This is a genomic window from Rudanella paleaurantiibacter, assembly GCF_009184635.1.
Lineage (GTDB): Bacteria > Bacteroidota > Bacteroidia > Cytophagales > Spirosomataceae > Rudanella > Rudanella paleaurantiibacter.
Window position 1 is genome coordinate 47251 of sequence record NZ_WELI01000006.1, and the last position, 12890, is coordinate 60140.

The 12890-nt window shown below is 53.4% G+C and carries 10 protein-coding genes; 1 reads left to right on the plus strand and 9 read right to left on the minus strand.

All coding sequences use genetic code 11. From position 1 onward, the window contains the following. Positions 1-34: 34 nt before the first annotated feature. Both F5984_RS15405 and F5984_RS15410 read right to left on the minus strand, forming a co-directional pair. Positions 35-3832: a ThuA domain-containing protein gene (locus F5984_RS15405; RefSeq protein WP_152125148.1), complete on the minus strand. Its 3798-nt coding sequence runs from the start codon at positions 3830-3832 to the stop codon at positions 35-37. Between the two features lie 19 nt (positions 3833-3851). Further along, positions 3852-4706, minus strand: coding sequence for a ThuA domain-containing protein (locus F5984_RS15410; protein WP_152125149.1), 855 nt, complete (start codon positions 4704-4706; stop codon positions 3852-3854). 194 nt (positions 4707-4900) lie between these two features. Between F5984_RS15410 and F5984_RS15415 the strand changes: the two genes are divergently transcribed. Next, on the plus strand, positions 4901-5629 hold the full coding sequence (locus tag F5984_RS15415) for an NUDIX hydrolase (protein WP_152125150.1): 729 nt from the start codon (positions 4901-4903) through the stop codon (positions 5627-5629). Between the two features lie 67 nt (positions 5630-5696). On the opposite strand, the gene F5984_RS15420 is transcribed toward F5984_RS15415, so the two are convergent. From F5984_RS15420 to F5984_RS15450, 7 genes are all read right to left on the minus strand, one after another. After that, on the minus strand, positions 5697-6263 hold the full coding sequence (locus tag F5984_RS15420; RefSeq protein ID WP_152125151.1) for a GrpB family protein: 567 nt from the start codon (positions 6261-6263) through the stop codon (positions 5697-5699). An 8-nt stretch (positions 6264-6271) separates the two neighbouring features. Next, entirely contained in the window at positions 6272-6727 is a 456-nt protein-coding gene (locus tag F5984_RS15425; RefSeq protein ID WP_152125152.1) for a hypothetical protein, read from the minus strand. A gap of 8 nt (positions 6728-6735) precedes the next feature. Further along, complete coding sequence (locus tag F5984_RS15430; RefSeq protein ID WP_152125153.1) at positions 6736-7923, minus strand: cytochrome-c peroxidase; 1188 nt, start codon at positions 7921-7923, stop codon at positions 6736-6738. Between the two features lie 623 nt (positions 7924-8546). Beyond that, on the minus strand, positions 8547-8912 hold the full coding sequence (locus tag F5984_RS15435) for a bleomycin resistance protein (protein ID WP_152125154.1): 366 nt from the start codon (positions 8910-8912) through the stop codon (positions 8547-8549). Between the two features lie 71 nt (positions 8913-8983). Further along, positions 8984-10060, minus strand: a complete 1077-nt coding sequence (locus tag F5984_RS15440; protein ID WP_152125155.1) for a phosphotransferase family protein — start codon at positions 10058-10060, stop codon at positions 8984-8986. Positions 10061-10062: 2 nt separating this feature from the next. Further along, entirely contained in the window at positions 10063-11280 is a 1218-nt protein-coding gene (locus F5984_RS15445) for an acyl-CoA dehydrogenase family protein (protein WP_152125156.1), read from the minus strand. A gap of 61 nt (positions 11281-11341) precedes the next feature. Then, positions 11342-12883 (minus strand): hypothetical protein, encoded by a 1542-nt coding sequence (locus F5984_RS15450; RefSeq protein ID WP_152125157.1) that lies wholly within the window; start codon positions 12881-12883, stop codon positions 11342-11344. Between the last annotated feature and the right edge of the window lie 7 nt (positions 12884-12890).

The following is a 12890-nucleotide window of genomic DNA, read 5'->3' on the forward strand; positions in this document are numbered from 1 at the left end:
GTCTAACGTCCTTTTTGTCTAACATCTATTTCGTTTACTTCAATCGGGAAGCTTTCACATCGAACATGTTCATCAGCTTACCTTTTAGGGTGTCGGCGTCTTCTTTGTCCAGCTCCATGTTGATGCTCATGCCGTTGGCCTGGAAGTAGACTTTAACTTTCGTACCGTCGATTTCCTCAACCTTATCCAGAGCCTGATCGCCCATTTTCTCCGATGCCATTTTTCCGGTCAGCTTCCCGTCTTTGCGTTCCAGAATCATCTTAACCTGAACATCACCGCCCGGTGTTCCGGCGATCAGTGTGTTCCAGGTACCGGTGAAGAAATCGGTCGATGCCGTTGCTTCGGCTGGGGTAGCGGTTGGGGCAGGTGCATCACTACCGGCGAGTTTGAACTCAGTGCCCATCACCACCATAAGCGATCCCTCTGCTTTGGGGTTTAGGAAAACGGCATAAATATCGTGCAGTTTCCCGTCGGTAACGGGTGCTGTGATGGGCACCGCCAGCATTTTGGGCGTGAAGTCCATTTTGTCGGAAGGCTCCAGAAACTCCGACTTACCAATGACCTTGCCGGTGGGGCTGTCTAACCGAAGTTCTACCAGTCCGCCAGCCGCATTGAGCTGGGGTTTGGGGGCCGTAGCCGCAAGCGTCAACTCCTTGATACCGTTCAGGTCAACGTCTTTGAGGCCAATATATGACCCCGACTTTGCCGGAATAGCCAGATTGTTGCCGCCGAAAGCCATTTTGTTAACGTCGTTGTACACGTCGAATCCGTGCACATCCATTTGGGCGTTGCGGAGTGTAAAGGTCTGCTCCGAACGAAGCGAGGGGAGGCCGTTAGCACCCTGATCTTCGTAAGCCGCCCGCACAATATAAACACCTTTGCCCTTGTCCGATGCCGGTGCTTTGGCCACGTATGAGCCGCTGGTTGGCAGCGATTTGGCTTTGGGCTTCTCGTTGGCAAGGCTCAGAATATACTTCACCATTTCCGAAGCATCGCCCGTGGCAAGCTGTGGGTGACCCGCCATGGCCGTTTCGCCCCAAACACCGCTGCCGCCGGAGATTACCTTCTTGGTCAGTCGCTCCAGGGCTCCGTTATCGCCCTTGTACTTCATAGCTACATCGCGGTAGGTAGGCCCAATTGATTTTTTATCGACGCTGTGGCAAGCCATACAGTCGCTGCCCTGAATGAGTTTTTTGCCGGTGGCAAAGGCCGCACTCGCATCGGCCGACCGGTGCCCCATCGCAATCATGTTCTTATCGAAGCCTTCGGACAGGTAATCAATGCTGACCGATACATTTTCGGGGTCGATGCCCTTGCCCAGCGTACCATCTTCCTTATCCGAGACCTTGATGTCATAACTGAACGGCTTGTTGGCTACGTAAAACGACTTGTTGCTTTTGGGCATGTCGAGGCTCAGCATCGGCGGCTCGTTGCCGGCCGTAATCTCCATCGACTGTGTATTGATGCCCCCTTTACCATCGTCAACCGTCAGCACGGCTTTGTACGTACCCGCTTTGGCCAGTGTCAGGTTGGCATCGGGTGTGGTAAAGGCTTTGGCAAATCCGTTTTTGGAGGTGATTTTCCAGGTGTACTTCAACACATCACCGTCGGCATCGGTGGTGCCTTTGGCGTTGAGCTTCAGGTTGAAAGGCACCGCCCCGCCCATTTGGTTGGCGGCCATCTGGATTTGTGGTTTGCGATTGCCACCATTGTACTCAATCCGAATCAGGCGGGCGTCGTCGTTGGCGGTAAACCAGCCGGAGCCGTATTCGAGCATGTAGAGGTCGCCGTTTTCGGCAAACTCCATGTCCATTGGGTTGCTGAACTTGTAGCTCGGCATAAACCGCTCCATAGAGGCATAATTGCCGTTTTTGTCGAAGCTGACAGCCATTACCCAGCCGCGCATCCACTCGTAGGCAAAGAATTTACCATCGTAGTAAGCCGGGAATGCCCGTGGTGCAGCCGCGAACTGATCCCGATTATAAACGGGACCGGCCATTGGGTTGCAACCACCGCTACCCAGCAGCGGGAATTCCTCGCTTTTGCCGTAGGTGTACCAAATCATGGCGCCCTTGGCAGGGGGCAGTTCAATCAGGCCCGTGTTGTTAGGCGAGTTGTTGAGGGGCTTGAGCACATCCCATTTCGGCCCCGACTGGTTGGTGGCGAAATTGTAGATATTGTACGCCTTGTTGTCGCCCACAAAGTGCGGCCAACCGTAGTTTCCGGCGGTCGATGCCTGCCCAAATTCACACGTACCTGCCGGGCCACGGTTTGGGTCGGGCTTGGATGCGTCGGGGCCTACATCGCCCCAGTAAAGCTTACCCGTTTTCTGATCAACCGCGATGCGGTACGGGTTCCGGTGCCCCATCGTGTAGATTTCCGGGCGGGTCTTGGCACGGTCCGACGGGTCGGCTCCTTTCGAGAAGAGGTTGCCGTCGGGAATGGTATACGTACCGTCGGGTTGGGGCTTAATCCGAATGATCTTACCTCGCAAATCGTTGGTATTGGCGCTTGATTTCTGGGCGTCCCACGGGCTGCGGCCCGGCCGCTCGTCGCTGGGGCTGTAGCCATTTGAGGCATGGGGGTTAGTGTTGTCGCCTGTGCTCAGGTAGAGGTTGCCCTCGCGGTCCCAGTCAATAGAACCGCCCGTGTGGCAACATTCTTCGCGCTGCGTATCCACCTTCAGCATTTCCTTTTCCGAATCCAGCACGAGTTCGTCACCCTTCATCGTAAACCGCGACAGCACGTTGTACGAGCCCTTTGTGGATGAGTAAAACAGATACACCCAGCCATTCTGCGCGAACTTAGGGTCTTTGTTCAGGCCCAGAAGACCATCTTCTGCTACCGACTCTTTGCCCTCTTTGTTGACATACTTCAGGCTAACCGGCAGCTTAGCAATGGTTTTGAGTTGCTTTGTTTTGTTGTTGTAAAGCCGCACCTCGCCTTTGCGTTGGATGAACAGCACCCGGTCTTTGTCGAGCAAGGTCAGTTCCACCGGTTCATCCAGTTTTTCTTCCAGCACCACTTTGGTAAAGCGGTTTTCTTCGGGACGTGCCTTGCTGTAATCCAGCGGTTTGGGGGCATCGCCACCGGCCGCGTACTGAATGCCCGCCCACAGGTGGTTCAGGAAAAGCGGCTCCGAAAATGACTCATCGGTATGCCCCATGGCCGTATAGAACGACCGGCCGCCGTCGTACTCCTGATACCAGCTCATGGGGTGGTAATCGGGGTTTTTGCCGCCAACGTAGCTCTTCTCGTCAATGGTGAGTACGACGTTGATTTTGGGCGAGATGTCCTTGAAGCTGTAAAATTCATCGGTACGCTCAAACTCGTCGGGCATCCCTTTGGTGGCCCAGTGGTTTTTGAGCTTAACGATGAATTTACCTTTCTGCACATTGCTGGGCGTCATGGGGTGGTCCAGAAAATAGGCACCGGCCAGTTTGCCGTACCAGGGCCAGTCGTACTCGGTGTCGGTAGCCGCATGAATACCCACGTAGCCGCCACCCGCCTGAATGTAGCGCTCAAAAACGGCCTGCTGTTCGTCGTTGAGGATGTCGCCCGTAGTGTTCAGAAAAACAACGGCGTTGTACTTTTTCAGATTCTGCTCACTGAACTGAGTCGCATCTTCAGTGAAGCTCACCCCGAATCCTTTTTCTTTGGCCATCTTGGTTAAAGCAGGCTTCCCGGCTTCAATAGACTGATGGCGAAACGCGGCTGTTTTACTGAAAACCAGTACGTTGATTTTGGGAGCCTGCGCCCACGCGTAGCTTGTGCACAGCAGCATAAGCGCCTGCACAAATGCCCACCGGCCGAAGCTAAATAGCTGTTTCATAGGAAGTAGAAATTATTGATTACTGGTTGTTCGTCCATTGCAAAGCCGTTTCGAGGAGCTTCACAAAGTTTTGGTTTTGCCAGGCCGTCTCGTTGTGGCCCATCGAGGTGTAAAAGGTTTTGCCTTTGCCGGTCTGTTTGTACCAGGCCACCGGATGGTCTTTCCCCATGCCGAAGTTCTTGGAAGTCACAAACAGGATATTACCGCTTGGATTGATGGCGTCGCCGTTGATGGTATAGATGATGTTGAAGCCTTTCTGGCGCGGGTTTTCGAAGAAGACGTACCACTCGTCAGAGTGCGACCACCGGGAGGGTAACTTGCTGAATAGGCTGTTGCGCTGCGGATCGAGCTGCACATCAGCCACCTGAAATTGCGGGTCGATGGGGTGGTGCGAAAACTTGGCTCCCAGCAGATTTTGCTCATACCAGTCCCAGTGGTGCGAGTCGTCGCCGGCACCGTGAATACCCAGTAAGCTGCCGCCGTTTTCGACGTACTGCTCCAGGGCTCGTTTTTGCTCGTCGTTGATGACCTCCCCGGTTGAGTTGTTGAAAATAACCGTGCTGAACTTGGCCAGTTGGGCCGGGTTAAACGCGCCCCCCTCTTCGGTTTCATACACAAACCAGCCGTTTTTCTCGGCCAGGGCTTTGATCACGGGCTTGGAAGCATCAATCGATGCACCGTGCCGGAAGCCGGTTGTTTTTGAAAAGAGCAAAATGGCCCGTTTACCGGCCGGGAAGTCGATTTGGGGCGCTTCAGTCTCGTATGATACCGGGAAACCGTTTTTGACTTTGTAGATGAACAGGCTTGCGGCAGCACCTAATAGCACCAAAAGGCTAAGTACTGACCACAGAACAATTTTGATGACTCGCTTCATGCATGGAGATAGGCTAAGTGAGTGACGACCTGCTCCTTGCAGGCTAAGGGTAGAGCAAAGGTAGAAGGTAAATTTTTATTGTCTGATAAATAGACAATAAAAATTGTCTGTAATTTGTCTTTGAAGAATACTATTTCGGCAAGCGGCTTAAGTCAGGATAACCGATAATTTTGCCACCAGACCAGGCATCCCCCATGAAACTATTCGACGAACAGGCCTTTATCCATCAGCTATCCATCGATTGCGTCATCTTTGGCTATAAAGATTTAGAATTGAAGGTACTGGCGTCCCAAATCAACATGAGTCGCTCGTTCTGGACGTTGCCGGGTGGGTTTATCAAGCATGAAGAGGGGATTGATGGGGCCGCCAAACGGATCCTGGAAGAGCGCACCGGCCTGAAAGACATCTATCTGGAGCAGTACCGCGTGTTTGGGGAACCAGACCGCGTGAATCGGGAGGTGTTTGAGGAGCTTGCGGAGGTGCGCGATGAGTGGGTAGCTAAAGGTATTCTGGACGATGCCAATATTGGGTGGCTCGGTAAACGCTTTGTGTCGATTGGCTACTATGCACTGGTCGATATTAATAAAGTGTCGCCCCAAAAAACCGAGCTCGACGATTCGGTCGACTGGTACAACGTGAAGGAATTGCCCACCCTAATTATGGATCATAACGAGATGGTGGGTTATGCCCTAGAAGCCCTCCGACAAAACCTCGATCAGAAACTCATCGGGTTTAACCTACTTCCCGAAACCTTCACCATGCGCGAGGTGCAGGAGCTGTACGAGGCCGTGTATGACCGGCCCTTTGCCCGCAACAACTTCCAGAAAAAGATACTCGACCTGAACGTACTGGAACGTCTGGAAAAGAAGTTTACCGGCGCTCAGAACAAAGCTCCGTACCTGTATCGGTTCCGGCGGGAGTAAGAGTTGGTTGTTCGGTTGTTTTTGCGCTACAGTTGCCAGGCCTGAAAGCTGTATCAGGCATACGCACTTACCTGTTTGCCTCCTGAATGGCTGCCAACTCGTGTTGGCCCAGCCCGGCGGTGTTCAGAACCGAGAGGATAAACTCAGTTTTCAGGGTTGTGTACCGCTCGCGAGTCATGCCGGGTTGGCTCACTAAGTTTAACTTCAATTGGGCGTAAGCCTCGGTCAGCTTTGGGTCTTGAAGCAAGGCGTCGCGGAAGAGGATATGATTTTTTAAGGCCAGGCTATCGGCAAAGCAAACGTACAGGTGATGCTCCATCCAGGCCCGACCGTCGGCCGTGTGAGGGGTGGTCACTCCGCTTTGCCGAAACGCAAAACGCCCCGGAATACCCTGTTCGCCCCGGCTACGGTAGCCAAGCTGTTGCAGAGTTTGGTCGATGGGCTCCAGCAACGGTTTGTCGTGAATAATAATGTCGACGTCGAGAATAGGCTTGGCCACGAGGCCGGGTACGGCCGTACTCCCTACGTGCTGAATATCAACAGCGAACCCCTCCAGTGCGCGCTCCAACACGTTTTTCAGACGGTCAAATTCCAACTTCCACGCCGACTGGTAGGGTTGAACGAGGGCCTGCATGTGGTGGCTTAGAGTTTGACCTCGAAATCTAACTGACGCCCCTCTTCGGCTGCCTTTTTGTCCAGCTTCGAACCTACCAAGAAGCCAATCACCATCCCGATAGGCAGCCCCAACGCTAATAGGCCTATATTTTTGAGTAACAGACCAATAGAGACGCCTATTGGTAGCCCAAAAGCCGTAAACCCGAAGGCGGTCCAGAGCTTTTTGTAATAGTTTCTGGGAACAATTTTTAGCTCCTTCTCAACAGCCTTAATGATTTGGTTCTCCGCAGCCTTTACCGATTTTTCCAGCTTTTTACCTGTATCGTTTGCGTAATTGATGTGGTCAATTTCTCGGTCAATCAGCGCAATGATGTCGGGCGTCAATTGCTTTTGGTTTAGCGCGCTCAGCAGGTTCTTGAGCTGATTGTACTGCTCAACTGTTTTGGGGGCGGTAATGTCGGGTCGGTCGGTGAGGAATTTCATTCGGGGCTTTAGAAGGGGTTAGACCATTTCACGTCTGTATAAACGTTTCTTCCTGATAGTGTTCTGATAAAAGCGACAAGGGCGCTCAATTCGGTTGGCGTCATGTTCAGACGTTGGCCGTTACCACCGGGTCTCAGTCGTGGGTCCAAGTTAGTATTCCCCGCCAAAACATCAACAATATTATAATGACCAATGGCCGTTGGCAATGTAACGAAGGCGCCCGAATGCATAAATGGGCCGTTTGACCCCCCCGTGGTATTAACGGCATCTCGTAGTGTTGGCGAGCGGGTAATCAGTAAATCTGGACCGCCGACATTGTTGAGCGGTCGCGTCACGCCATTGTTTCGGCTGTTGGGGTCAATATCAAATTCGGGTGCCCGATGGCAACCCTGACAGCCAAAACCGCCCCCGACCCGGCTACCTGTGGCATCGAACACAGGGGCCTGCAAGAATAGCTGTTTGCCCATGTTTTCCTGCGGGGTGAAGTTTTGAAAGGGCGCTCCATCATTGGGTGCGGTAGCCCTGCCAATGTCGAACTTGCTATCAAACGACTGAATACTTCGAATAAAGCTGGCGAGACTTTCCTGTAATCGTTGTTCGGTTACGGTTGGGGTACCGTATGCAAACTGAAACAACTCTTTGTAGTAATCGATACCGTTTAATTTATTGATGAGGCTGTTGAGATCGGGGCGGCCGTTTTGTCCACTAAATCCCATTTCGGCATGGTCCTGAATGGGTTTGGTGGTTTGGGCTTCCAAATTGGCGGCTCGCTCGTCCCAGAAGAATTTAGCTTCATCCGCAAAGCGCGCATTGATGATACGCATCGAGTGCCGACTTGTGAGACCACCCTGTACACCACGGCTCGCCAGGGCTGTATCGCTGAAGGCAAATTCCTGCTTATGGCAACTACCACAGGCAATGGAATTATCGATACTTAAACTTTTATCATAAAACAGCACCCGCCCCAGCGTTGCCTTGGCATCGGTTATGGAGGTGTTCCGGCTGTTATTCTTCGTGATGTAGGAGGGAACCGGCTGATTGGCGTAGTTCAACAAGTTGTTAAGGTCTATCCGGGTGCCAAATTTGGCTTTAACAGCTGTATAGGGGTCTACATTGACAGATGCAGTTTGCTCGGTACAAGCATAGCAGGCAATAAGCAAGCCTATGATGGAGGCAAGGACAATTGTATTTTTCACGGCTCTGAACGGTGTTACTGATTATAAAAATGGCATAAGCCTACTTGGCTTATGCTCAGGCATTTGCTAATCTGAAAGCGTCACCGTTGAAGCTGGTTTGCCAAGGTGAATCGCTACTGGCTGTGTGGATACCGCTGCCTCCCTTTCCCTCCATATACCTATACGACGCAAGGGACGTCGACTGTTGCATTTTAGGGCATAAAAAATTGGATAAATGCTCGTAAACAGTCGGATGCGAAAAATGAATCGCATCCAATATACACAAGCGCTACAGGTTTTTGTCTATAGTAAGGTTACAAAAACATGATAAATTGCTTAGCTCCCCCATGCCGCGAGATGGCTTGTACCCCGGCAAGCAGGCCTGCAAAGCGTTCGTGGGAGCCCTTGTGCAAAAACGGTAAGGCTACCTCAGCGTCAAGGAGCAGAACTTCAGCAACAGATAGTTGGCTGGGTAGGCGTTTGCTAACGGTTTAGGGCTTATTGTAGGTATGGTGTCCAATGAACATCAAGCCCGATTACGAACGTCCAGTCTAGAGCCGGAGCCAATCGGCTACTGAAACCGCCATTGAACCCAGCCGCTGTTGTACGTTCGTTTTTTCCAGAAGTTTAATACAAGTGAAGTGTTAATCAATTGGTGCGGTAAACCTTAACGTGTTTCCGCTCGGGTCATTTACGTAAAACTCTCTCATTCCCCAAGTCTGATTTATCGGGGCGTTATGAACGGGTGAATCGGGGTTGTTTGGGACGGTTAGGCCTCGGTCAATATATTTTTTAAATAGCGCATCGACGTCATCAACTCGAACGATTATGGCAATTCGAGGTGTCCCGTCCATACTGGTAAGTAGTATTTCTGCGTCGTTCTTGATTAAATCAATTGCCCATTTATTATCCGAGTCATTGGGATACTTTAAAGTGAAATCAAGAACATTCGTATAAAAAGCAACAGCCTCTTTCAAGTCGTTGCAGCGAAGTATCGGAATTATTTTCATACCTGCTTATTCATCTAGGTGAGCATAGTATCGAACTAAAGTGACGTCTTCTCAACCTGTGTGTAGCGAAGCTACAACCGCCCCTTCTCCACTGCCTCCACCCCATGCCGCGAGAGGGCTTGTACCCCGGCAAGCAGGCCCGCAAAGCGTTCGTCGGTGGTCAGGCCCTTTTTGAAACGGGCGTAAATCTGCTGGATTACGACCGCATTTTTGAACAGGCCAAATACGTAATAATAGAGCAGGTTAGACACGTCTCGGCCGGAGCGTTCGGCATACCGGTTGGCAAATTGCTGCCGGGTGAGGTTGCCGGGGAGCCAGGTCAGGTTAAACGATTTGCGGAACGGGTCGTCGTCGGCTTCGGCCCAGTACGAGAGGGCCGTACCCACGTCCATGAGTGGGTCGCCAACGGTACACATCTCCCAGTCCAGCACCACCCGAATATCGGACAGGTCGGGGGCCAAAACCACGTTATCGTATTTGAAATCGTTGTGGAGTAAGGTGGGCGGGTTCTCGGTCGGCATCGTCTGATCGAGCCAGCGGGCCAGCTCGGTCATGGCGGGTAGCTCGTCGGTTTGGGAGGCCAGATAGCGTTTGTGCCAGCCATCTACCTGCCGCCGAATGTAGCCCTCCGGTTTACCCAGTTGAATCAGGGCGGGCCGCGCTGGGTCTGTTGGCCCAATATCCAGCGCGTGCAGGGTGGCCAGTTCGTCTACGAGCCGCTCCGACAAATGGCGCAGGGTGTCGGACGAGAGCCCCATTTTGGGAGCCGTTTGCGCTCGTAGAATGATACCCGGTACCCGCTCCATCACGTAGAACGGACAGCCCATCACGGCTTCGTCTTCGCAGAAAACCACCGGCTTCGGGGCTCGACCGTACCCCGCCGATTGCAACAGCGACAACACCCGGAACTCCCGGCCCATGTCGTGCCCTCCTTTGATGTCTTTAGCCCCGAACGGAGGCCGACGCAGCACGTACTCACCCGTTTCGGTACGGAGCAGGTACGTCAGGTTGGAGTACCCGCCCGGAAATTGAGCAATTTCCACGATGGGGCCGATGCCGGTTTGCTGCTCATCGAAATAGGTTTGCAACGTGGCCTGATTTAGTTCTTCGCCCGTCCGCACGGGTTTGGCAGTGTCCTGGGGAGTCATAATCAAACTTTCTTCCGGGTATCCAATCCGTAGTTCTTTAAAATGCTCCGGGCAAGGGCCGTTTTATGCACTTCGTCGGCTCCGTCGTAAATACGGGCTCCGCGCTCGTGCCGGTAGTACCAGCCCAACAGCACATCGTCGGTGACGCCCAGTGCGCCGTGTACCTGTATGGCCCGGTCAATTACCCGCAGCACCATGTTGGCCACAAAAAACTTGATGGTCGAAATCTCGTTGCGCACGGCCGCAGCCCCCTGTTCATCAATGTTGCGGGCGGTGCGGAGCACCATCAGCCGGGAAGCATCAATTTCGGCCCGACTTTCGGCAATGAAGCCCTGAATAAACTGCTTTTCGCCCAGCATCACGCCCGGCTCCATTTCGCGGGTGGCTGCCCGGCGGCACATCAGATCGAAGCAACGCTCGGCAATGCCAATCCAGCGCATACAGTGGTGAATCCGGCCCGGTCCCAGCCGTTCCTGAGCCAGCAGGAAGCCCATACCCTCACCCCCAATCAGGTTATCGACGGGTACGCGGACATCCGTGTAGCGCACTTCGGCGTGGCTACCCCAGTGGTCGGAGGGGTCGCCCATGATCGAGATGTTGCGGACCAGTTCAAAACCGGGCGTATCGGTAGGCACCACAATCATGCTGGCGCGTTTGTGCGGAGCCGCATCGGGGTTGGTTACGGCCATGACCACGGCAAACGCGGCCCCATCGGCCGAGGAGGTAAACCATTTGTGACCGTTTATGATGTACTCATCCCCATCACAAACGGCCACGGTGCCCATCTGAGTCGGGTTGGAGCCCGCAAACTCAGGCTCGGTCATAGAAAAGCACGACCGGATATGGCCTTCTTTCAGTGGCTCCAGAAACCGGTTTTTGATGTCTTCAGAGGCATACTTATGCATCAGCTCCATGTTGCCAATGTCGGGGGCCTGGCAATTGAAGGTGTAGTGGCCGAAGGGTGTCCAGGCCAGCACCTCGCTCACCTGCCCAAACTCGCAGAGCGACAATCCCAGGCCGCCTTCGGTCTCGCTATGTTGCAGGCCCCAAAGCCCGGCCTTCCGCACCAGCTCGCGTTTCTGATCGAGAATTCGGGCAACTTTGGAGAAATTACCGGTCAGGTGATCGGTGGTTTCGAGCGGGACGAGTTCGTTGAGCACAAACTCCCGGATGCGCGGCATCAGGGCGCGGGTACGCTCGGTGGCAAAGATTGGTTCCATGTTGTTTGATGATTGACTACCTCACGGCTGGTCCTGTCGCGAGGTAAAACCAAAAATAGTACTATCCGATGTATTTTTTGCCGATCTGATTCATCGCCGAGGGCTTGCTTTGTCGGTAGCGCCACCACTCTGCCAGCCCGACGGCCAGCACCGCTATGTACTCGGCGGCTGTCAGCCAGAGGTTTTCGCGGTAGTCTTCGGTTTGGTAGGTGGCATACGATATCCAAATCAGGGCCGACCACACGAGTGGGTATCGAAACGGTGTAAAGGGAGAAACGGCCACCAGCAGGGTACAGTACCAGGGGTGAACGGTGGTGGCCAGGGCGAAGTATAGCGTGAGCGAGAGCAACAGCCGAATCCCGTAAGTGAGGGTACGCGCCCGGAACGCGAGCCAGCCAATGCCCCCAAGTGTGACTACCGGGAGCCAATGCCCAACGGTCTGAATCACGTTATACCCCATTAGCCAGTACCCAACCTCCCGAATCAGGTAATACACACTGGCGTTGAACTCAAATTTCTGGAAATAGAGGTTGATGCTCGACGCTACATTCTGCACCAGTTCCACGCTTGTAAACGGCAGAAAGAGTAACCCGGTGATGATGCCGACAAGGGTGCTGTACAAAAGCCCCCGTTTCCAGCCGAGGTATCGAATCAGCAAGGGTAATCCCAGCAAAGGCAGTAGCTTGGTCGAGACAGCCAGACCCAGCAGAATGGCCGAGCTAATCAGCGCCCGGATACGCCCACCGGGCGACTTCGGGCGCTGATTAGCTGGGGGTGCATCGAGAGATAACATCTCTGGGAATCGAGCCCCCGTGCCAGAGTCTGTTTGAAGAGATGTCATCTCTGGAGCTTGATTTCCCAAATTAGAGTCTACATCGAGAGATGACATCTCTGGGGCTCCATTTACTGAATTGGCTTTAATCTCTTTGAGCATCCAAACCGCTCCGATGCAAAAGAAAATCACCACGCCCTCGAAATGAACATTACCCGTCAGTTCGAGAATGACGAGCGGGTTGAGGGTGTACAAACAAGCCAGGTCGGGGTTGCGGCCTAGCCGTTGCAGCAGTTTGGGCAAGAGAAAAATGGTGCCCAGTTCAGCGAGCAGGATGGGCACCCGGAGCCAGATAACTGAAGCCGTGAGATTATCGCCCCCAAGCCAGGCCGCCAATCCGAAAAACGCCTGATTGAGTGGAGGATACACCGTAAAATAATCGGGTGAGTTGAGTCGGGCAAACAGATCGGGTGTGAGGTTGGCGGCTTCTGCCAGGTTGGAGCTTACCAGCGATCGGGGCAAATACAAGTACGGGTTAAAGCCGTGAATGAGCAACCGGCCATCCCAGATAAATCGGGCGTAATCGTCGGAGAGGTTGGGCGGAGCCAGTAGCAGCAATACCCGAAACAGCACGGCCGCAGCCATCAGAAACCGGTCGGGGTGGGTGCTGGTATCCGGTAGCGAATTAACCCGCAGCGAGTATCCCCAAACAGCCAGAAAATACAAGCCTAGCAGGCCCGCAAACTGGGTTCGCTGAAGGGTGTAGGCCAGTAAAACAAACAGGGCCGACGACAGAATGAGCCAGCCTACACGGATTGGGGTTACGGTCATGGTAAAA

Excerpts from the sequence above, each read along its gene's own strand:
- F5984_RS15405 (WP_152125148.1), bottom strand. The coding sequence starts at position 3,832 with ATGAAACAGCTATTTAGCTTCGGCCGGTGGGCATTTGTGCAGGCGCTT.
- F5984_RS15410 (WP_152125149.1), bottom strand. The coding sequence starts at position 4,706 with ATGAAGCGAGTCATCAAAATTGTTCTGTGGTCAGTACTTAGCCTTTTG.
- F5984_RS15415 (WP_152125150.1), top strand. The coding sequence starts at position 4,901 with ATGAAACTATTCGACGAACAGGCCTTTATCCATCAGCTATCCATCGAT.
- F5984_RS15420 (WP_152125151.1), bottom strand. The coding sequence starts at position 6,263 with ATGCAGGCCCTCGTTCAACCCTACCAGTCGGCGTGGAAGTTGGAATTT.
- F5984_RS15425 (WP_152125152.1), bottom strand. The coding sequence starts at position 6,727 with ATGAAATTCCTCACCGACCGACCCGACATTACCGCCCCCAAAACAGTT.
- F5984_RS15435 (WP_152125154.1), bottom strand. The coding sequence starts at position 8,912 with ATGAAAATAATTCCGATACTTCGCTGCAACGACTTGAAAGAGGCTGTT.
- F5984_RS15440 (WP_152125155.1), bottom strand. The coding sequence starts at position 10,060 with ATGACTCCCCAGGACACTGCCAAACCCGTGCGGACGGGCGAAGAACTA.
- F5984_RS15445 (WP_152125156.1), bottom strand. The coding sequence starts at position 11,280 with ATGGAACCAATCTTTGCCACCGAGCGTACCCGCGCCCTGATGCCGCGC.
- F5984_RS15450 (WP_152125157.1), bottom strand. The coding sequence starts at position 12,883 with ATGACCGTAACCCCAATCCGTGTAGGCTGGCTCATTCTGTCGTCGGCC.